This is a genomic window from Enterobacter sp. 148H3, from assembly GCF_034107425.1.
Classification (GTDB): domain Bacteria; phylum Pseudomonadota; class Gammaproteobacteria; order Enterobacterales; family Enterobacteriaceae; genus Enterobacter; species Enterobacter vonholyi.
In genome coordinates this window covers 46,284-66,344 of sequence record NZ_JAWNEI010000005.1, presented here as the reverse complement: position 1 = coordinate 66,344, position 20,061 = coordinate 46,284, and the positions used below count along the sequence as shown (strand labels likewise).

17 protein-coding genes are annotated in these 20,061 nt (G+C 60.8%); 5 read left to right on the top strand and 12 right to left on the bottom strand.

Features of this window, described 5'->3' with window-relative positions:
• Entirely contained in the window at positions 1–1,272 is a 1,272-nt protein-coding gene (locus tag USH94_RS08855) for a DUF445 domain-containing protein (protein ID WP_111964132.1), read from the top strand.
• On the opposite strand, the gene USH94_RS08850 is transcribed toward USH94_RS08855, so the two are convergent.
• The 7 genes from USH94_RS08850 to USH94_RS08820 form a co-directional block, all read right to left on the bottom strand.
• On the bottom strand, positions 1,269–2,345 hold the full coding sequence (locus tag USH94_RS08850; protein ID WP_111964133.1) for a DUF2955 domain-containing protein: 1,077 nt from the start codon (positions 2,343–2,345) through the stop codon (positions 1,269–1,271). The genes USH94_RS08855 and USH94_RS08850 overlap by 4 nt on opposite strands.
• Positions 2,335–3,402: an HlyD family secretion protein gene (locus tag USH94_RS08845; RefSeq protein ID WP_111964134.1), complete on the bottom strand. Its 1,068-nt coding sequence runs from the start codon at positions 3,400–3,402 to the stop codon at positions 2,335–2,337. The genes USH94_RS08850 and USH94_RS08845 overlap by 11 nt, the downstream gene beginning before the upstream one ends.
• On the bottom strand, positions 3,399–3,869 hold the full coding sequence (locus tag USH94_RS08840) for a MarR family winged helix-turn-helix transcriptional regulator (RefSeq protein ID WP_008501325.1): 471 nt from the start codon (positions 3,867–3,869) through the stop codon (positions 3,399–3,401). Before USH94_RS08840 ends, USH94_RS08845 begins: the two co-directional genes overlap by 4 nt.
• A 146-nt stretch (positions 3,870–4,015) precedes the next feature.
• Entirely contained in the window at positions 4,016–4,711 is a 696-nt protein-coding gene (locus USH94_RS08835; RefSeq protein ID WP_111964135.1) for an ArsR/SmtB family transcription factor, read from the bottom strand.
• Complete coding sequence (locus tag USH94_RS08830; protein WP_111964136.1) at positions 4,704–5,081, bottom strand: amino acid-binding protein; 378 nt, start codon at positions 5,079–5,081, stop codon at positions 4,704–4,706. The genes USH94_RS08835 and USH94_RS08830 overlap by 8 nt, the downstream gene beginning before the upstream one ends.
• On the bottom strand, positions 5,074–5,397 hold the full coding sequence (locus USH94_RS08825; RefSeq protein ID WP_033144543.1) for an antibiotic biosynthesis monooxygenase family protein: 324 nt from the start codon (positions 5,395–5,397) through the stop codon (positions 5,074–5,076). Before USH94_RS08825 ends, USH94_RS08830 begins: the two co-directional genes overlap by 8 nt.
• Before the next feature lie 75 nt (positions 5,398–5,472).
• Positions 5,473–6,888, bottom strand: a complete 1,416-nt coding sequence (locus USH94_RS08820; RefSeq protein ID WP_111964137.1) for an aldehyde dehydrogenase family protein — start codon at positions 6,886–6,888, stop codon at positions 5,473–5,475.
• Positions 6,889–6,988: 100 nt separating this feature from the next.
• On the opposite strand from USH94_RS08820, the gene USH94_RS08815 reads away from it, so the two are divergent.
• Positions 6,989–7,891: a LysR family transcriptional regulator gene (locus USH94_RS08815; protein ID WP_111964138.1), complete on the top strand. Its 903-nt coding sequence runs from the start codon at positions 6,989–6,991 to the stop codon at positions 7,889–7,891.
• Here USH94_RS08815 and USH94_RS08810 read toward each other — a convergent pair.
• Positions 7,878–8,357: a carboxymuconolactone decarboxylase family protein gene (locus tag USH94_RS08810; protein ID WP_111964139.1), complete on the bottom strand. Its 480-nt coding sequence runs from the start codon at positions 8,355–8,357 to the stop codon at positions 7,878–7,880. The genes USH94_RS08815 and USH94_RS08810 overlap by 14 nt on opposite strands.
• A 101-nt stretch (positions 8,358–8,458) precedes the next feature.
• Here USH94_RS08810 and USH94_RS08805 point away from each other — a divergent pair, with 101 nt between their 5' ends.
• Positions 8,459–9,847, top strand: a complete 1,389-nt coding sequence (locus USH94_RS08805) for a PLP-dependent aminotransferase family protein (RefSeq protein ID WP_111964140.1) — start codon at positions 8,459–8,461, stop codon at positions 9,845–9,847.
• Between the two features lie 39 nt (positions 9,848–9,886).
• Here the strand turns inward: USH94_RS08805 and USH94_RS08800 are convergent, their stop codons facing one another.
• A complete protein-coding gene (locus USH94_RS08800; protein WP_045357378.1) occupies positions 9,887–10,048 on the bottom strand; it encodes a DUF1127 domain-containing protein in 162 nt (53 codons plus the stop codon).
• 176 nt (positions 10,049–10,224) lie between these two features.
• Between USH94_RS08800 and USH94_RS08795 the strand changes: the two genes are divergently transcribed.
• Positions 10,225–11,643, top strand: a complete 1,419-nt coding sequence (locus USH94_RS08795; RefSeq protein WP_111964141.1) for a PLP-dependent aminotransferase family protein — start codon at positions 10,225–10,227, stop codon at positions 11,641–11,643.
• A 60-nt stretch (positions 11,644–11,703) separates the two neighbouring features.
• Here USH94_RS08795 and USH94_RS08790 read toward each other — a convergent pair whose 3' ends face one another.
• Entirely contained in the window at positions 11,704–12,825 is a 1,122-nt protein-coding gene (locus USH94_RS08790) for a cupin domain-containing protein (RefSeq protein ID WP_111964142.1), read from the bottom strand.
• Positions 12,826–12,967: 142 nt separating this feature from the next.
• Entirely contained in the window at positions 12,968–13,570 is a 603-nt protein-coding gene (locus tag USH94_RS08785; protein ID WP_008501342.1) for an ATP-dependent Clp protease proteolytic subunit, read from the bottom strand.
• A 284-nt stretch (positions 13,571–13,854) separates the two neighbouring features.
• Here USH94_RS08785 and USH94_RS08780 point away from each other — a divergent pair, with 284 nt between their 5' ends.
• Entirely contained in the window at positions 13,855–14,472 is a 618-nt protein-coding gene (locus USH94_RS08780) for a response regulator transcription factor (RefSeq protein ID WP_111964143.1), read from the top strand.
• 3 nt (positions 14,473–14,475) lie between these two features.
• Here USH94_RS08780 and USH94_RS08775 read toward each other — a convergent pair whose 3' ends face one another.
• Positions 14,476–20,058 carry an ATP-binding protein gene (locus USH94_RS08775; protein ID WP_111964144.1) on the bottom strand — a complete coding sequence of 1,861 codons (5,583 nt, stop codon included), beginning with the start codon at positions 20,056–20,058 and terminating at the stop codon, positions 14,476–14,478.
• Between the last annotated feature and the right edge of the window lie 3 nt (positions 20,059–20,061).

Genomic DNA, 20,061 nt, shown 5'->3' with positions numbered 1-20,061 from the left:
ATGGAAAAAATAGCTGAACTCAAACGCGCCAAGCTGCTGGCGCTGTCGCTGCTGCTGGTTGCCGCCGCGGCCTTTATCACCACCCTGTTCCTACCGCAGACCTTCTGGGTGCGCGGCGTCAAGGCCATTGCCGAGGCGGCAATGGTCGGCGCGCTGGCTGACTGGTTTGCGGTGGTTGCGCTGTTCCGCCGGGTGCCCATTCCGTTTATCTCGCGCCATACGGCGATTATCCCGCGCAATAAAGACCGGATCGGCGACAATCTCGGCCAGTTTGTGCAGGAGAAGTTTCTGGATACCCAGTCGTTGGTGGCGTTGATCCGTCGCTATGAACCTGCGCAGATGATCGGCGCCTGGTTCAGCAAGCCCGACAACGCTCAGCGCGTCGGGCTGCACTTGATGCAGGTGATGAGCGGTTTTCTCGAACTGACCGACGACGGGCGCATTCAGCGCCTGCTCAAACGCGCTGTGCATAAGGCCATTGATAAGGTCGATTTCACTGAAACCAGCGCCGTGATGCTGGAGAGCATGACCAAAAACAACCGCCATCAGGTGCTGCTCGACGCCATCATCAATCGCCTGATTACCCTGATTCAGCGGGAGAGCACGCGGGAGTTTATCTCTGACCAGATAGTCCACTGGCTGAAGACCGAGCACCCGCGAAAGGCGATGGTGCTACCCACCGAGTGGCTGGGCGATCAGAGCGCGGAGATGGTGTCGAACGCGGTGAACACGCTGCTGGACGATATCAGCCACGACCGCACGCACCAGATCCGTCAGGCGTTCGACCGCGCCACGCTGAAGCTTATCGACAACCTGAAAAACGATCCGGAGATGGCGGCAAAAGCCGACAACATCAAGCACTACCTGAAAAACGACGAGGCGTTTAACCGCTATCTGGGCGAGATGTGGGCCGATCTGCGCCAGTGGCTGAAGGCAGATATGCAGAGTGAAGATTCGCGCGTGAAGCAGCGCATCGCCAACGCCGGGCTGTGGTTTGGCGAAACGCTGTCTAACGACGCGAGCCTGCGGGCATCGCTGAACGAGCATCTGGAGCAGGCCGCGCACCGCCTCGCGCCGGACTTCGCGGCGTTTCTGACCCGCCACATCAGCGACACGGTGAAAAGCTGGGACGCCAAAGACATGTCACGCCAGATTGAGCTGAACATTGGCAAGGATCTGCAGTTTATCCGCGTCAACGGAACCCTGGTGGGCGGGACGATTGGCCTGATCCTGTTTTTACTCTCGCAGCTGCCTGCCGTGCTGGGGCATTAATCCGTTTTTGGCGGCGCGATGACGTAGCGGGTCGCCTCGAAGCGGTTCAGGATCAGGTGCACCAGAAAGACCATCGTCAGCGTCGCCACCAGCGAAAAGGTGACAGAGGTGATGCGGTACAGATCGCTGAACACCAGGTCAGTGTCGGGGTGCATGTTCTGCCCGAACATAATGCCGATGGTGGTGATGCTGGAAAAGCCCACGCCCGCCCCCACCTTTTCCATCACGTGGAGTCGCGCGCCAAACGCCAGGCCGAGGCCAATCAGCGGCATCATCAGCAGCATATGGCTGCTGTGATCGTAGAGTATTAGCTGCACCACCAGAATGTAGAGACAGCCCAGCACCACGCCGACCACGCGCCAGATCGAGCTCATTACCGAACCTCGGTAGTGCATCGGGAACAGGATCAAAATCCCCGCCATCAGCGCCGAAAGCGAATCGCTTAAGTCGCTAATCTGAAAAACCACAAAAATCAGCGTCGCGACGGTACCGGAGAGCAGCGACTCGTGGCGCACGCGGGCGTCGTCTTTCTCAATCAGCGGCGGCGGCTTGCGGGGCTCCACGTCCGGCAGCAGATAGTTCATCAGCGCGCTCAGGCACACCGCCATCACGCTGGCTTCGATGTTGGAGAACAAAAGCGTGTGCCAGTTGGTGGTGGGGTAGCTCATAAAGTTGAGCATCACGCTCTGGCACACCACGCCCATTGAGCCAAACAGGAACAGCGGCCCCTTGCTCATAAAGCGAAAACGCATCACGTACAGGGCAAAGACCACCAGCGTCATGATGACCGGCCATTGCGACAGATAGCCGATGATGAAGATCATTTCGACGCAGTTGAGCGATGCGCTGAAGATAAACTGCTTTGCCACGTGGCGATTAAACACCGGTACCAGCGACAGCAGCATGATCGGATAGACCACGAAAAACACGCCGTAGCTGGTGTTGTAAAAGCTGGAGATGCTGAGCGCAATCATCCCGGCAAAAACGATGCGCAGTGTCTGCCGGAAATCGTTTGCCGTATAAACGATATTGCCGTGCGGGGTAAATACCCGCGCCAGGGTACTAATAGACATAGTGAAGCAGGCTCACCAGGTGGATCTGCATCCCGGAGAAAAAGCGCGCAAACGGCCCTTCGCTATTGTAGAGCTGCACGGTCGCTCGGGCGCCGGTCGGCAGATGCTTCGGCAGCGGCTCGTCCAGCGTCACGTGAATGCGCATGCGCTGGGCGTCGCGCACCCAGCGGTTGGAGGTTTCCGGCTCGGAAAGCTGGCCGTTAACGGCCTCCTGCCCCGCCAGGATCCCCGCGTCGCTGCTGGTGACGTGGGCGCGGAAAACGTGTCCCGGGAAGGCGTCAAACACCACGGCCGCATCGGTGCCCTGATGGGTATGGCGCAGGCTTTTTTCACGGAAATCGGCCACGATATCGGTCTGGTTGTTCACCAGCGCCAGCGCGGCGGAACCGGATGAAGCGTAGAAGCCGGGGCTCAGCTGCAAATTACTGACCGTGCCGTCCGCCAGGGCATAGACCTTCGTCCAGCCGAGGTTCAGCTCAGCTTCATCCAGCGCGTTGCGGTATTTTTGCAGCGTCACGTTGCGGTGTTCTTCGCGCTCACCACGCTGGATGCGCAGGTTCCGGATGTTGGCCTGAATCGTGCTGACGGACTGCTCGCTGCTCTGCCAGGTCGTGCGAACCTTATCCAGATCCGCCTGCGAGACGTTCTGCAGCGTGCTCAGCTTCTGGTAGCGGTCGAAGGTCACTTTGTCGTTACGCGCGGTCAGCACGGCGGTTTTCAGGCTGGCCTGCGCGGCGGCGATCTGCGCGTCCAGCTGTTCATTGGACAGGCGTGCCTGCTCGAGCGCGATTTGCGCCGCTTCCACCTTATTGCGAAACGGCGTGTCGTCGAGCTCAAACAGCAGATCGCCTTTCTTCACCTGGCTGTTGTTGTGGACATGTACCGCCGCCACGTAGCCGGAGACGCGCGGAGACACCGGCGTCACCACGCGCATTACGGTGGAGTCCGGCGTCAGCGGGATCCAGATATCCGCGACGATAAAGTAGACAAACATCAGCAGGAAAGAGGCAATACTCACCCTTACCCAGCGGGCAAACTTTTGTTCAGGGGTCATTATTTTTCGGTCTTGTTATCTTCTTCGCGGATTGTCCGCAAATTGCAGGCGATTTGATTCAACGTGGCGCTGAAAATGTCGAGATGTTCCGGCGCGATGTTTTGCGATACGCGCGCCTGATACGTCTCAATCACCTGAGTGAGCCTTTTTAATATGGCTTTTCCCTCAGGCGTCAGCGTCAGAAGCCGGATGCGCTTGTCATAAGGCGATGTGGTGCGCAGCAGGTAACCCTGTTTTTCCAGCTGTGTCAGGGTGCGCATCAGCGGCGGCAGTTCAATGCCCTGCACCTCCGCAAGCTCACTCATTGAGACGTTATCCCCGAGCTGATGAAGCTGCATCATCACCGTCCAGCTCGACTGGGTTAACCCGGTATCGAGAATGGCGTCGTCGATGACGGCACGCCACTGGCGCACGATCATCGCCATCCGCATGCCCATCGGCCTGCGGCAGAACAGTTCTTCTTCACTCATGGGGAAACCTCTCGTCACACGCGGTCAAGATAATAGTTATCAGGATAAGCATCAAGAAACGAGAAGTTAAAGCGCAGGAATTGCGAAAGGTATTACTGGAGGCAATGTACACGTAGGCCCGGTAAGCGCAGCGCCACCGGGCATTTTTAGCGGCTAAAAAGTCTTTTTACAGCGGCCTTCCCCGACGCCGTCACCACCACCTCCCGATACCCCGCCACCCGCTGGATCCAGCCTTTGCTTTCCATGTGGATGAGCAGCGCAGCGCCCGCCTCACCGCCCAGGTGAAACCGCCGCTCGCTCCAGTCCAGGCAGGCGCAGCAGGCCTTCCGGCGGGGATGCGCGCTTAACGGAATACCGAGCGCCAGGAACTGCTCCCGGCCATAGAGGGTCAATGCGGAACCGTCAGCCTCCAGCCAGCCTTCCGCCTGCATGAAATCATAAATCTGCACCGCCACGGCGCCTGCGAGATGGTCGTAGCAGGTCCGGGCTTCACGCATGGCTTTCGGCGCGCTGGTTTCCGGCGGGGTAATGCGGCTCCACGAAAGCCCCATCATCTGCTCCACCAGCGCCGCCACGTCGTGCCCGGCAAGACGATAATAGCGATGCCGCCCTTGCGACAGGCAGATTATTAGCTGCCCTTCAACCAGCCGGGCAAGATGCCCGCTGGCGGTCGACGGGGCGACGTCTGCCGCGGCGCTCAGTTCGGTAGCGGTCCACGCCCGTCCGTCCATTAGCGCACAGAGCATCTTCACGCGCGACGGATCGGCCATTGCAGCCGCTACAGCGGCAATCGCCTTTTCCAGCATCGCGCTGTTATCAGGGAGTAAACTCGTCTTAAGCATGGGCCGCCCAGGGTTCGGTGATCTCTGCGGCCAGCTTATCATCATCCGTCAGCAGAATAAGGTGATTCGCATGGTCGCTGTACTGAGTCAGGATAGACACGCCGCGTGCCGCCAGCGCCGCTGCGATCTCGCCCAGCTCACCAGGGCGTTCCTGCTTAAGCTTTCTGATCACCGGCTGTCGCACCGCCTGTACGGTAAACCCGGCGTCGAGCAACACGCGTCGCGCTTTTTCCCCGTCTTCCACCAAGAAATGGGCATGTGTACCAAATACGCCACCGCCCTCCAGCCCCACGCCGTTGCGGCCCAGCAGCTGTCCAAACCGCGCCAGTTCACCGGGGGTATCGCGAAAAATGACATGAACGTCATACATCGGCATGCCCTCCGGTTTCGGAACTGTATTCCCGCACCAGCTGCGCCACCCGGATGCGGTAGTACGCAAAAATCGACTCCCGCCCTTCGGCCTGCGCCGCCTGATGAAAGACGTTCTGCTTCCAGCGGCGGACGGCCTCTTCATCCCGCCACCAGGAAAGGGACAGAATTTTGCCGTCGGTGGTCAGGCTCTGAAAACGTTCGATATCAATAAAGCCGTCGATGTCCGCCAGCAGCGGCTTAAGCTCTGCGGCAAGCTGAAGATAGCGCGCCTGATGGGCAGGCGCGGCTTTAGCTTCAAAAATGACTGCGATCATGAGGGTCTCTCCGTGGTGATGTTGAGGAGAGCATGCGGGATGGAAAAGCACAATGCTTCGGTAAAGAGCGAAGTTTTAGCCCACAATCGACCTCGGCTCCATAAACGCCCGAATTCCCCACTCGCCCATCTCGCGCCCCAAACCGGAGTGCTTGAAGCCACCGAATGGTGCTTTCGGTTCATGAGCCAGGGTGTTCACCAGCACGCGACCGGAAACAATCTGCTGCGCCACGCGTCGCGCGCGGTTTACATCACCACCCAGCACCATCGCGCTCAGGCCGTAGTCGGTGTCGTTGGCAATGGCGATCGCCTCCGCCTCGTCACGATAGGGGATCACGCACAGCACCGGACCGAAAATCTCGTCACGGGCAATCGTCATCCGGTTGTTCACGTCGGCAAACAGCGTCGGACGCACGAACCAGCCGTCCCGCTTGCCTTCCGGTCGCCCTTCACCGCCCGCCAGCAGGCGTGCCCCCTCTTCGATACCTTTCCGGATATAGCCCTGCACCCGCAGCCACTGCTTTTCGCTGACCATGGGGCCAACGTCCGTCGCGCTGTCGCGCGGGTCGCCGGATTTCACCGCCGCCACGGCCTGCGCCAGCGCGGTTTCAATCTCCGCCTTACGCGCCTGCGGCACCAGAATGCGCGTTCCGGCCACGCACGCCTGCCCGCTGTTCATAAACCCGGCCTGGATCACCAGCGGGATCGCCTGCGCGAGATCCACATCATCCAGCAGGATCGTCGGCGATTTACCGCCTAACTCCAGCGTCACGCGCTTAAAGCTTTCCGCCGCGTTACGCAGGATCGCCTTGCCGGTATTCGTGGAGCCGGTAAACGAGATTTTCGCGACGTCCGGATGGCGGCTGAGGGTTTCGCCCACCGTCTCGCCGCGTCCGGTGACGATATTAAATACCCCTGGCGGTAATTCAGCATCGCGCAGCGCTTCAGTGACAATCTGCGTTTGCAGGGCGCTCATTTCGCTCGGCTTGATCACCGCCGTGCAGCCCGCAGCCAGCGCGGCCGCCAGCTTGCCGCAGATAAAGCCCGCGTCGCTGTTCCACGGCGTGATAAGCCCGGCCACCCCAAGCGGCGTCATCTGCACCGTCGCTGCACCTGCGGGGGTGACAAACTCAAACGCCTCCAGCGCCTCGATGGCCTGAGCAATCACCTCCGCCGGATAGCTGGCCATCCACGCCGATCGCGAGGCGGGCGCGCCGTACTCTTCAATGACCGCTTCCAGCAGATCGTCGTGGCGAGCGGCCACGGCGGTGTGCATACGTTTTAGGGCTGCGATGCGTTCCTGCTTTGTGGTTTGCGACCACGCCGGAAACGCCGCTTTTGCCGCCGCAATGGCGCGCTCAGCGTCAATCTCATCCGCCAGACGAACCTGCCCCATAACCTGCGCCGTCGCCGGGTTGTACAAGTTAAAACGTTCGGTACCGTGCGGGGTAACAAACTCGCCGTTAATAAAGATCTGTTCGATGGTGTGCATATAAACCTCCTCAGGCTGTGTGAGTCCAGTCTGTCACGCCTTCTCCGTTGCGATAATCCACGCTATGCTGCAAGGGTTGTTTCGATTTTCAGGATAATCTATGCATCGTTCAGGTCTGACAGAGCTGGAAGTAGTGATGGCGGTGGTGCGGCGCGGCAGTTTTCGCGGTGCGGCGCAGGAGCTGGGGATGTCCGCCACGGCGGTAAGTAATGCCGTCGCCGGGCTGGAGAGCCGCCTTGAGACGCGACTTTTCAACCGCACCACCCGCAGCGTGGCCCTCACCGACGCCGGGCAACGGTACGTGGCGCGTATCGGCCCTGCCCTGCAGGAGATCCGTCTCGCCGGGGAGGAGATCCACAGCGAAACAGGAGAACCCGCCGGAACGCTACGGCTGAACGTGCCGAACCATATCGGCACGCTTTTTCTGGACCAGCTGCTGATCGACTTCATGATCCGCTACCCGAAGATGCGCGTAGAGACCGTCAGCGAAGCGCGAATGATCGACATCGTCGCGGAAGGCTATGATGCGGGGATCCGCCTCGAAGAGTCCATCCCGCAGGACATGATCGCCGTACCGCTGACCGGTGAGATCCGCCAGCTCGTCACCGCCACGCCGGCCTATTTCGCCCGTCACGGCATACCCGAAACGCCGGACGATCTGCTTTCACATCAGGGGATCGGCATGCGCATGGCCCACGGCGGGATCTACCGCTGGGAGCTGGCGCGTCGGGGGGAAACGTACGCCCTTGCCGTGCCGCCGCGCTTTGCGACGTCCGATCTTTTTGCCTCGATCCGCGCCGTGAAAGCAGGATTAGGGGTGGGATTTTTGCCGGAACTCTATATTCGGGACGAGCTGAAAAGCGGGGAACTGGTGAGCGTCTTAAACGACTGGGCGCAGCCGTTTGCCGGGCTGCGCCTGTACTACCCCGGCCATCGCCACGTCCCGCCGGGACTGCGGGCGCTGGTGGCGATGATCCGCGAGCGCGGAATTATTCCAGGTTAGCCTTGTTCAGCCCGTACGCCGCGTCCAGCGCGCCGGGCGCCATGCGGGAGGTGATCCCCAGACGGTTCCAGGCGTTGATCGCCACGATGGCGAAGTTCAGCTCTGAAATCTCGACATCCGAGAAGTGCTCCGCCACGCTGCGGTACAGCGCATCGCTTACGCCGTGAACGCTAATCTGGGTCAGCGCTTCGGTGAACGCCAGCGCCGCTTTCTCGCGGGCGCTGAACAGCGGGGACTCGCGCCAGGCCGCCAGATGGTACAGGCGCAGCTCGCGCTCGCCGGCGATTTTGGCCTCTTTTGAATGCATATCCAGACAGAACGTACAGCCGTTCAGCTGCGACACGCGAATGTCAATCAGGTGCTTCAGCGCCGGGTCGATGGAGGTTTTTGCCACCTCCATGCTCAGGGCAGACAGCGCGTTGGCGAGGGCAGGTGTAACTTTATGGTGGTTAACGCGATTGCTCATTGTCTTTCCTCTTTTTGTGCGGCATGTGTCATGCGATGAGGCAAATCTACGCCGTTCATGACATAGTAAAAAGATACAAAAAGCGTGAAATGAGGTAGGACATGAAGCCAGGCTATCACGAGATTTATTCCCGCTATCGCGATAACATCATGCGCGGCGTGCTGAAGCCGGGCGATAAGGTGCCTGCCATCCGCGTGCTAGCCGAAGAGCTGAAGGTGGCGCGTAAAACCGTCGAAACGGCGTATGCCATTCTGACGGGCGAAGGGTATCTGGTGAGCCAGGGGGCGCGCGGCACGCGGGTTAACCCGGACTTACTGTTGCCGGACCAGACAGCCCCCGCGGAACAGCCCACCGGCACGCTTCCGGCATCGCTCATCAGCCAGCGCGAGCGGGCGGGGTTTCTGCGCCCCGGCATCCCGGCCCTCGACAGCTTTCCATATAAAAAATGGCTGCTGCTGGCGGGCCAGGCGACGCGGGCCATGCGTCAGGAGGAGATGCTCAACCCGCCCGTTCTGGGCTGGTATCCGCTGCGCCAGGCCATCGCCAGCTATCTCAACATTTCGCGCGGGCTGTCCTGCAGCGCCGAACAGGTGCTGATCACCAGCGGCTACAGCGGTAGCCTGCGGCTGATCCTCGACACCCTAGCCAGCCGCAGCGACAAGGTATTGTTTGAAGATCCGGGCTATTTTATGGGCCAGCAGCTGCTCAAGCGGATCGTGCCGCGCCTGCACACCGTGCCGGTCGATCGCTGCGGCATCGATACGGACTACCTGCTCCGCTACCATCGCGACGCACGTTTTGCCATCGTCACCCCGTCGCACCAGAGCCCGCTGGCGGTAACTCTCTCCCTGCCGCGCAAGCAGCAGCTGCTCGACTGGGCCAGCCAGAACGAGGCGTGGATTATCGAAGACGATTACGACGGGGAATTCCACTATACCCGCAAGGTGCTGCCGTCGCTGAAAAGCCTCGACCAGCACGACCGGGTGATTTTTATGGGCACCTTCAGTAAAACAATCATGCCGTCGCTGCGCATGGGCTACGTGGTCATGCCCGCCAGCACCGTCGGAGCCTTTACCGACTGCGCGGACATCACCACCAGCGGCCAGCCGGTGCTGACGCAAAAGATCCTCACCGCGTTTCTCAACGAAGGGCATTTTTTCCGTCATCTGAAAAAGATGCGTGCGCTGTATCAGACCCGCCGCGACTGGATGATTGCCGCCCTGCAGAAGGTGTATGGCGATCTGTTTTTCACCGAGCAAAACGACGGCGGGATGCATATCGTGGCGTTCCTGACCAAAGGAAGCCGTGACCGGGAAGTGGCGCGCTGCTGGCAGGAACAGCAGCTGCAGGTCAATGCCCTTTCGGAGTGGTATCGCGGGTCGGGCAAACGCTACGGGCTGGTGATGGGCTATAACAACGTGCGGTCGTATGAAGAGGCGGTTGAGCTGCTGGAAAGGCCGAAACGACAGACGTTTGAGCTGTTGCGCTGAACATCGCCGGGTGAGGCTGTGCCTTACCCGGCCTGGGGTTTAAATATCATTGCGGGATAAACCAACGTCCTTCAGCTGCTCGTCGCTCATCTGGCTCAGGATGCGGCGGGTACGGTTGATGCGATACCAGTTGCAGATCGTTTTTCCGATCCACACAAACACGACGAACGGACGTTTTGAACGATTCTCGTAGAATTCCATGATGCTCTCCTCACTGTGCCAGTGGGGTTATCATCCCGGAAATCCACCCGTGCAATACAGATGCAAAAACAGCTTTTGTTTAACATACAGATCCGCTAAAACAGTATCTGCATGCCAATTTTTGCAGCAATCTGTACTGGTTTTATAATCTGTATGGTGAAAACAAAGGATACAGCATGACGCGCTATCAACATCTCGCCAACCTTCTGGCAGAACGCATTCAACAAGGTCTGTATCGCAGCGGTGAACGTTTGCCGTCGGTGCGTGCGCTGAGCCAGGAGCACGGCGTGAGCATCAGCACCATACAGCAGGCCTACCAGATCCTCGAAAACCTCCAGTTGATAACCCCTCAGCCGCGCTCCGGCTATTTTGTCTCACCGCGAAAAGCCCAGCCGCCCGTCCCGGCAATGACGCGCCCGGTGCAGCGCCCGGTGGACGTTACCCAGTGGGATGAGGTGATGATGCTGCTGGACGCCCGCGCCGACAAAGAGATGATCTCCTTTGGCGGCGGTTCGCCGGACATTAACCAGCCGAGCCTGAAGCCCCTGTGGCGCGAGATGAGCCGCATCGCGCAGCATAACCCCGGCGAGATGCTGAGCTATGACGTGCTCGACGGGCGCCTGGAGCTCCGCGAGCAGATCGCGCGCCTGATGCTGGACGGCGGCTCCACCGTCTCGGCAAGCGACATTGTGATTACCAACGGCTGCCACGGTGCGCTATCAATCGCCCTGCTCTCGGTATGCAAACCTGGAGATATCGTGGCGGTGGAATCGCCGTCGTTTCACGGCACCATGCAGATGCTGCGCGGGTTTGATATCAAGGCGATTGAAATTCCTACCGACTCTGAAACCGGGATCAGCATCGAAGCGTTAGAGCTGGCGCTGGAGCAGTGGCCGATCAAAGCAGTGATTCTGGTGCCCAACTGCAATAACCCGCTCGGGTTTATCATGCCGGAGGCGCGGAAAAAACAGGTGCTGGCCCTCGCCCAGCGGCACGATATCGTGATTGTTGAGGATGACATTTACGGCGAGCTGGCGGCGGAGTACCCGCGCCCGCGCACCATTCATTCGATGGATATCGACGGACGCGTGATCCTCTGCAGCTCGTTTACCAAAACCGTGGCGCCGGGCCTGCGCGTCGGCTGGATTGTACCGGGACGCTACTACGACCGGGTGATGCACATGAAATACGCCGCCGGCGGGTTTAACGTGCCGGGCACGCAGATGGCGGTGGCGGCGTTTATTCGCGACGGTCATTACCATCGCCACGTGCGCCGCATGCGCCAGATTTATCAGCAGAATATGGAAACCTACACCTGCTGGGTGCGGCAGTATTTTCCGGCAGAGATTTGCGTCACGCGCCCACAGGGCAGCTTCCTGCTGTGGATTGAGCTGCCGGAGAAGGTCGACATGGTGTGCGTCAGCAAGCAGCTGTGCCGGCTGAAGATCCAGGCCGCGGCCGGGTCGCTGTTTTCCGCATCAGGGAAGTACCGCAACTGCCTGCGGATCAACGTGGCGCTGCCGCCGACGGAGAAACATCGCGAGGCGTTGAAGAAGCTGGGTGAAGCGATTGTGATAGCGATGGAGGAGGGCTAGTGCGGCCTGATGCCCTCACCCCGGCCCTCTCCCACAGGGAGAGGGAGAAAACCGTCCGCACTACTCGTCGAAGTACCAGTACCCCTGGTTAATCAGCCCGGTGAGCTCTTCGACAAACGCCGGATTATTCAGCGCATCGCCCAGCTCGGCCTGGCCGAGTTCGGTGTAGCGGCACAGCGCATCCGCCGCCTTCGCGTCAACCGTCTCCAGCAGTTCGCTGTTGATGAAGAAGCTGCCGTTGACGTTCAGCACGCGCAGGCCGCTCAGGCGAGACAGCGTTTCGCCGCCCTGCAGCGCGTCCAGCACCTCTTCCGGCGCGTAAGGCGGCTCGGCGGCGGCGATATCCAGCTCATGACGCGGCGTGGAGACAAAGCTGCCGAACCATTTTGTGAAATCATCAGGCTTGCCGATCATGTCGATCATCATCTGACGAATGCGATCGAGCTCGTACTGCTCCACGCGGCCCGGGTGTTCGCGGCAGGTCAGATCCGGATCGCTGTAGTGCTCGCCGCCCAGATCGTTTTCCAGCGCGTAGTCGGCGAAGCTGCTGATCAGATCGCGGCCGTTCGGCCCGCGGAAGCCGACGGAGTAGTTGAGCGCCGTTTCATGGGTAAAGCCGTCGTGCGGGAATCCTGGCGGGATGTAGAGGATATCGCCCGGGGCCAGATCTTCGTCGATGATCGGCTCGAACGGATCGACATGCAGCAGCGCCGGATGCGGGCAGAACTGACGCATCGGCAGCTTGTCGCCCACGCGCCAGCGGCGGCTGCCCATCCCCTGAATGATGAACACGTCGTACTGATCGATATGCGGACCCACGCCGCCGCCGGGCACGGAGAAGGAGATCATCAGGTCGTCCAGACGCCAGTCCGGCAGAACGCGGAACGGACGCACCAGCTCCGCGGCGGGCATATGCCAGTGGTTCACCGCCTGCGCCAGCAGCGACCAGCCGGTTTCGCCCAGATCGTCGAAGTGCTCAAACGGACCGTTGCTGGCCTGCCATTTACCGTTGAAATGGCTTACCAGACGGCTATCGACTTCCGGCTCCATCGCCAGCCCTGCCAGCTCGTCCGGGGTGATCGGGTCGACAAAATTCGGGAAGGCATTTTTCAGCACGACGGGTTGTTTTTGCCAGTATTTCTCAAGAAATTCCGGCCAGTTCAGGTTCAGTTGATACGCCATGGGTAGCACCAGTGAGAAGGGAAACAGGCGCGATTATGGAAGAGAGCAAGCGGGAGTGCTTTGTCGTGGGTCAAGCGAGGGTAAAAAGCGTGTAGGTCGGGTAAGGCGAAGCCGCCACCCGACACAAACACGCCGCGAAAACTTAATCCAGCTTCAGCTCGTCATAATGGGTGATCAGCTTGCCCACGATGCCGTAGTCCAGCGCTTCTGCCGGAGACATCCAGAAGTTGCGGTCGGTGTCTTTTTTCACTTTCTCCAGCGGCTGGCCGGTCGCGTCGGCGATCAGCTTGTTCACGCGATCCAGCATGCGGATGATCTCGCGCGCTTCGATCTCAATATCCGTCGCCTGACCGCGCACGCCGCCCAGCGGCTGGTGGATCATAAAGCGGGTATTTGGCAGCGAGTAGCGGTGCTCTTTTTTCGCTGCCAGGAAGATGGTTATCCCGGCGCTCGCCACCCAGCCGGTGCCGATGACGTGCACTTCCGGGCGAATGAATTTGATGAAGTCGTGAATGGTGTCACCCGCTTCCACGTGGCCGCCCTGGCTGTTGATATACAGCTTGATCGGATCGTTGCTGACGCTTTGCAGCAGGATCATCTGGGTGATGACCTTCTGCGCCAGCTCCTGATTGATCTCACCGGAGATCACAATCGAACGAGACTCCAGCAGTTTTTGCTGCAGAGCGCCCGCGCCGTTTGACCCTTCAGCTTTATCCTTGTCGCTCTCTTTCAGTGTGTAGTGCATTGTTATGTCCTCAGCATTTAGCGCTCAAAACCAGAGTGTAGCCTGTTTTACCGATCAAAGTCCTCACCGACAAATAACGAGGGCGCTGGGGCATACTGCCCATGTTGCACGCGTTTCGTTCCTTCACCACTCCCGCCCCGGCTCGCTATACTTCATACGGTTATCATATTGTTAAATGATAATGATAGTTAATGTGTTAAGATGAAAGTCAGCATAAACAGTCTCTTACGTCGCCGTAGTGACTGTTTGCATCCTCGACATGTCAATCAGCACCGGGGCGGTGAATGGAACACATTGTGTATGTTGTAGATGACGATGACGCAGTCAGGCAGTCCGTGATTGGGCTGCTGGAATCGGCAGGCCTAAACGCCGTCGGCTTTTCATCGGCAGAAGCGTTTCTTCAGTACCGCTTTGAAGAGCTCCCGTCGTGCGTGGTTCTTGATATGCAAATGCCCACCATCTCGGGTTTTGAGGTGGCTGACGCCCTTAAGGATAGCGGGCGCGAGATCCCGATTATTTTTCTCACCGGCCACGGCACCATCCCGATGTCGGTGCGCGCCATTAAAGGCGGCGCGTACGAATTCCTCACCAAGCCCGTCGAATCTAACGCGCTTATCGACGCCATTGAATCCGCGCTTCAGCTGGCGGAACACAACGCCGTGCGCAATAAAGAGCACTACGCCCTGAAGCAGCGCCATATGTCCCTCACCCCGCGCGAACACGAGGTGCTGACGCTGGCGATAAGCGGCATGCTGAACAAGCAAATTGCCGCCGAGCTGGGCGTTAGCGAGATCACGGTGAAGGTGCACCGCCGCCGCGTGATGGAGAAAATGCAGGTGCGCTCTGTGGCAGAGCTGGTCAGGGCCGTTGAGCGCCTGACCAAAAGCCAGCCTGCGGAGTAACGTTTACCCTTCCTGCGCCGCCAGCGGCAGCGCAAACGCAAACACAGTGCCGTACGGCTCCCGGCGGCGCGCGCTCAGCTTCCCGCAGTGGCGCTCGATGATGCTGGCGCTGATGGTCAGCCCCATCCCCATTCCCTGTGGCTTGGTGGAATAGAACGAGTCAAAAATCTGCTCCAGCCGCTCGGGCTCAATGCCGCTGCCGGTATCGGCAATCTCGACGATCGCTTTCCCGTCCGCGTTGGCGGTGCTGAGGGTAATGGTGCAGGCGCGATCCTTCACCTCGGCCATCGCCTCTACCGCGTTCATCACCAGATTCAACAGCACCTGCTGGATCTGCACGCTATCGCCGGTGATAAAGCTGTCGCTGGCGTTCAACAGATAATCAACGCTTATGTGTCGCTGCTCCAGCTCGCTGCGCGAAAGCGCGATGATATGGTGGATCAGATAGTGCAGATCGATGCGCGAGAAGGTGGGATCCTGCTTGCGCGTCAGGGACTGAATGCTGCGAATGATCTCCCCCGCCCGCGCACCTTCCGCGGCGATCTCCTCCAGCCCTTCCCGCACTTTATCCAGCCGGGCGGGCTCGCGGCTGAGCCAGCGCAGGCTCGCTCCGGCGTTCGAGACGATCGACATCAGCGGCTGGTTGATCTCATGGGCGATGGAGGAGGTCAGCTGTCCGACGGTGGTGGCCCGGGACACCCGCGCCAGATCCGCCTGCGCCACCCGCATGGCATCCTCCGCGGCGCGCTGGCTGGTGATATCGGTGATAATGCCGTAGTACTCGTTCACCTCGCTGCCCACGCCCACCGGATCGCCAATTCCGAGGATGTAGCGCGTCGAGCCATCGGGACGCTTGACGCGAAACTCCGCGCGCATGGAGAGACCTTCGCGCACGCTTTGGGTGACGATGGCGCTGATGCGGGCGTAATCGTCCTCATGGACGAAGGTCAAAAACTCTGCCATGGAGATCATCTTTTGCTGCTCGGGCAGGCCGAGAATGCGGGCGTACTCTTCCGAGACATACATCAGATCCTGCTCCAGTTCCCAGCGCCAGCTGCCGGTGTGGCTGATCTGCTCGCCCAGCATCAGCGAGGTCTGGCTGGATCGCAGCTCTTTCTCCACACGGCGGCGCTGGATGTTCTCCGCCAGCAGCTCGGCGTACAGCCGCGCCGTCTCCAGGGATACCGCTGCCTGCGCGCCCAGCAGGCTCACCACGCGCGAGTGCTCGGCGGTGAAGACCTCCGGCATCAGGCGGTTTTCGAGATAGAGCACGCCCACCAGCCGCGCCTGTTTGAACATCGGAACGCACATGACCGCCGCCCCCGAGGTCACAAGATAAGGGTCCTGGCTGAAGGGATGGAACTCCTCCGGCCTGCCGGTGCGGATCTCCTGCCCGGTGCGGATCACCGCCGCCAGCACCGACAGCGGCAGGTCGGTCGCCGTCGGCACGTCTTTCAGGATCCGCACCCGCACGCCCTCGGTGCTGGTCCAGGCGCTGGCCTCGATCTCAGGGATAAGGTTATCGCTCACGCGCAGCAGCAGGCCACGCTGCGCCCCAGCGCGTTCGAGCAGGATGGTCATCAGGTTTTCGATCAGGCGCTCAAGATTAATCTCTTCCGACAGCGCGCGGGAGGCTTTGATCACGCTTTGCAGATCGCGGATGGTCTCGTTCTGGGCGAACGCCACCGTGTCGTAGGCGCTGGCCTGCCCGGAGGCCAGCAGATGCGGGAAATCCTGCTCCAGCTGGCGCACCTTGGCCTGCGCGCCCGCGCGCCCCCAGGCGGCAATAGAGCCGCGGAAGTGAGCGTCTGAGGCGGTCGGGTAGCCGCAGGCCAGCGCAAAGCGCCCCGCCAGCTCGTGGGCCAGGGCGTTGATCGGGTTAAACCCGCCCTCGCGGGAGAGCCGGACCGCCTTCTCATACTGCTCAAGCGCAATGCTGTTCATCCCGTCCAGACGCACGATTTCGGCGTAGATCAGCGCCTCTTTATCCGCGAACGTGCCGGGATTAACGCGCGCCCAGAGGGCGATTTTGTCATAGTGGGCGTGAATGCTGCGACGGTGGTTCGCCGAGAAGGTCTCCGGCGTCAGCTGACGGGAAAGCGCCAGCGCGCTGTAAAGATGGTAATCCAGCAGATGGATGTGCCCCGGCGCAGACCACGCGTACCACCCCGCCATCTCCAGATCCGCCTGCGCGTCGGCATACTCCCCGCAGGTAAAGTGGGCCATACCGCGGTAGAGCCAGTACCAGAACAGCATGGTGGAGGTCTGCTCCGGCGCCTGCTCCGGCGACGCGGGCAGCAGCGCCTCCGGCAATACCTGCGACGCGGTCCAGGTGCCGATGACCGGCGTGCGCAGGAACTCAACGTAGCCGCGCTGCACCATCAAAATGGTCTCCACGTCCTGGAAGTGGGTTTTACGCACAAACGCCAGGCCGCGATCGATGCTGGTCAGCACCCCGTCCAGGTGATCGCCCCGCGAGAGGAAGTTAATCACCTGGTGGCAGGCCGCAAAGCAGGCCATCGTCATATCCCCGTGGGTCACCGCTGAGGTAAAACAGGCTTTCGCGCACTCGATGGTGAACGACAAAGGCTGGGTCCAGACGCTGAGCTGGTCGAGCGGCAGCAGGGTTTTGGCTTCGAACGCATCGTAGCCGTGGCGATTCACCAGCTCGCGGGCCAGCGTGCCGTACTGGAACCCGAGGCGATATTCGGCGTAGCGGTGGCCAATCAGCACGCCAAACCAGGCCATCGCCGTGGTGGAGGCGCCGGTAATACCGTGGTCGAGGGTCAGGTGCATCATGCGGCAGAGCAGTAAAAAGTGCAGGCGCGGGCAGATGAAGCTGGCGCAAATGCTGGCGCTGTAGAGCAGGTTCATCACCGCTTCGGTTTCAGGGTTATCCATCCGCGACAGCTGGGCAAACAGGTTTTGTGGCGCGTCATTCGCGCGGTTGCAGAAGTGTTCCCAGGCCTCGTCGCAGTCGGCATCCTCCGGATAGCGGCCGATCTGAATACCAAAGACCCCCAGCCAGCAGAGCGCCGCCTCCAGCGCCAGACGGCTGTCCGACTGGCGAATGTACACCTCCACCAGCAGGTTGGCCGCCAGCGCCTTTTCGGTCAGCGCGCCGGGGCAGCCGAGAATTGCGTCACACAGCTCGCGGGTCCGCTCCAGGTGCCCCAGCGCAAACTCGCAGCTAGCCTCTTCGATATCGAGCATAAAGTCCGACACCGTCCCGGCGTTACCCAGCGCTCTGGCGGTCTGAATATAGCTGAGTGCCGACGGGTAATCTCCCGAGCGCTTCGCGCGCCGCGCGGCCAGCAGGCTCAGCTCGCGGAACATCTGGCGCTGCGGCGCGGGCTGAATGCTGTCCAGCGCGGCCGTGACGTGGTGAACGGCGCGGAACAGCAGTTCGTTCCCGGCCGCCTGGCGCGCGGCGTCGGCCAGCAGGCTGGCAGTCGTCAGGTGAATATGGCTTTTCTCATGCCGATCCAGCAGCGCGAAGGCGGCCTCCTGTACCCGGTCGTGGGTGAAGGAATACGCTTTTTCCGTCAGCACGATGAGCTGGGCCATCACCGCCGGGTGCAGCGCATAGCGCATTTCCGCCATCGACATGCCGACAACGCGGCAGACCATCTCCATCTCGCCCGTGCCGCCAAGGCAGGCGATGCTGCCCAGCAGGTGACGCGTCTCGTCGGGCAGTTCTTCGAGCTGCTCCAGCACCAGGGTGACCACGTTTTCGGTGTAATGCCGGGCGCGGATCGCCTGCAGATCGTAATGCCACTTGTCCTGATATTTGTTGTGTACTACCAGCCCGTCATCAACGATACGGCGGAAAAACTCGTGCACAAAGAGCGGGTTACCCCCGATCTTCTCGTGGATCAGCGTGGCGAGATCGGCCGTCGCCGTGCTGCGGGTGCGAAATACCGTCCCCAGCCAGCGGGACACGGCTTTGACAGAGAGCGCCTGCGGGACAATCTCGCTCGCGTTTTGCGCCGCTTCCGGCAGGCTTGCCAGCAGCGCCTGCAGGGAGGCGTCGGTCACAGAGCCGATATCCCGGTGGGCCGCGACCACCAGCAGCGGGATAGCGCCGCAGTTCATCAGCAGATATTTGAGCGTGTGCAGGCTGGCAGCGTCGCTCCACTGGAGATCGTCGAGCACCAGCACCAGCGGGCAGCCCTGCGAGGCAAAGGTCTTCACCAGCGCCAGCACCATATGGCTGAAGCGCGCCCGGGCATCAATGGTAAACGTATCCGTCGAGAAGCGCGGCTTGCTCTCAAGCAGCAGTCCCAGCTCGGGCACCAGGCTGACGGCCAGCGCCTCGTGTCCCTCCAGGGCGCGAGACAGGCGGATTTTCCACTTCGCCACGTCGTTTGCGGGCAGCCCCAGCAGGTGCAGCGTCAGGGCGCGGAACGCAGAGCTTAATACGCCGTAAGGCAACGACGGTGAAAACTGATCGACTTTGCCCACCGCCAGCAGCACCGTACGCTGCTGCAGCGTTTTAAGCGCCGTCGCGATAATGGAGGATTTGCCGATCCCGGACGGCCCGCCGATCGTCACCAGCTCCGGTACCAGGCTCTGCCCCACCCGCTCAAACGCGGCAATAACGTCATTCGCCTGCGGATGCGTCGCAAACAGGGAGTCCGCCAGATGGATCGCCGGAGTGCGATCCTGCTGACCGGGGGTAAAGGCGACGATCTCGCCCTCGCAGGTTAACGTCGCCTGACAGCGGCGGAGGTCGGCAATCAGCCCGTCGACCGTCTGGTAGCGGTTATCAGGGTTCTTTTCCAGCAGCTTCAGGATGATGGTCGACAGCATTCCCGGCACGTCCGGGCGGATCGCATCCGGGGCCAGCGGCGCCGAGGCAATATGATAGTGCGCCCAGTTGGTCTGCTCGTCCTCTCCCAGCTCAAACGGCAGGCGTCCGGTCAGGAGTTCATACAGCACCATGCCGAGGCTGTAGAGATCGCTGCGGCTGTCGACGGGGCGCTGGGTGCGGGTGGTGTGCTCTGGAGACATATAGGCGGGAGTGCCGCCGGACACGGCAAGCCGGGTCTGGGTGAAGGCTCCGGAGAGGCTACAGGAGAGGCCAAAGCTGCCCAGACGGCAGGTGGCATCGTGATGAACAAAAATCGTGCCGGGCTTGATATCGCCGTGGATCAGGTTTTGCAGATGCATCTGGCGCAGGGGAACGCAGATCTGGATCGCCATCTCGATAAAGCGCGTGATACCCGAGATCGCCCTGCCCGCGCGCCGCGCCAGCAGCTCAAACGCAAACGGCGCATACACCAGCGCGAAGCGCCCCCGGTACTGGGTGGATGCGACGGCGCGAATGGCCCAGCTGTCCTGCAGCGCGTCACGCAGCGCAAACTCGTTTTTCAGCAGCCGGGTGGCCCGCTCTTCCTCTTCATCGCTGACCGCGGTGGCGATAATAAATGAGCCGCCGGAATGAGGATGTCGCGCGTGCATCCAGGCGATTCCGCCCTCCTGCGCCAGCACGGTAAAAATCACATCCTCTTTAAGGACAAAAACCCGCCCCTGGTGAAGATTCCCCTGGGCGGGCCAGAATGCAGGCTGCTCGTGTTCGTTCATCCG

Coding starts and splice junctions, on each gene's coding strand:
- USH94_RS08855 (WP_111964132.1), top strand. CDS start 1: ATGGAAAAAATAGCTGAACTCAAACGCGCCAAGCTGCTGGCGCTGTCG.
- USH94_RS08850 (WP_111964133.1), bottom strand. CDS start 2,345: ATGTCTATTAGTACCCTGGCGCGGGTATTTACCCCGCACGGCAATATC.
- USH94_RS08840 (WP_008501325.1), bottom strand. CDS start 3,869: ATGAGTGAAGAAGAACTGTTCTGCCGCAGGCCGATGGGCATGCGGATG.
- USH94_RS08835 (WP_111964135.1), bottom strand. CDS start 4,711: ATGCTTAAGACGAGTTTACTCCCTGATAACAGCGCGATGCTGGAAAAG.
- USH94_RS08830 (WP_111964136.1), bottom strand. CDS start 5,081: ATGTATGACGTTCATGTCATTTTTCGCGATACCCCCGGTGAACTGGCG.
- USH94_RS08825 (WP_033144543.1), bottom strand. CDS start 5,397: ATGATCGCAGTCATTTTTGAAGCTAAAGCCGCGCCTGCCCATCAGGCG.
- USH94_RS08820 (WP_111964137.1), bottom strand. CDS start 6,888: ATGCACACCATCGAACAGATCTTTATTAACGGCGAGTTTGTTACCCCG.
- USH94_RS08815 (WP_111964138.1), top strand. CDS start 6,989: ATGCATCGTTCAGGTCTGACAGAGCTGGAAGTAGTGATGGCGGTGGTG.
- USH94_RS08810 (WP_111964139.1), bottom strand. CDS start 8,357: ATGAGCAATCGCGTTAACCACCATAAAGTTACACCTGCCCTCGCCAAC.
- USH94_RS08805 (WP_111964140.1), top strand. CDS start 8,459: ATGAAGCCAGGCTATCACGAGATTTATTCCCGCTATCGCGATAACATC.
- USH94_RS08800 (WP_045357378.1), bottom strand. CDS start 10,048: ATGGAATTCTACGAGAATCGTTCAAAACGTCCGTTCGTCGTGTTTGTG.
- USH94_RS08795 (WP_111964141.1), top strand. CDS start 10,225: ATGACGCGCTATCAACATCTCGCCAACCTTCTGGCAGAACGCATTCAA.
- USH94_RS08790 (WP_111964142.1), bottom strand. CDS start 12,825: ATGGCGTATCAACTGAACCTGAACTGGCCGGAATTTCTTGAGAAATAC.
- USH94_RS08785 (WP_008501342.1), bottom strand. CDS start 13,570: ATGCACTACACACTGAAAGAGAGCGACAAGGATAAAGCTGAAGGGTCA.
- USH94_RS08780 (WP_111964143.1), top strand. CDS start 13,855: ATGGAACACATTGTGTATGTTGTAGATGACGATGACGCAGTCAGGCAG.
- USH94_RS08775 (WP_111964144.1), bottom strand. CDS start 20,058: ATGAACGAACACGAGCAGCCTGCATTCTGGCCCGCCCAGGGGAATCTT.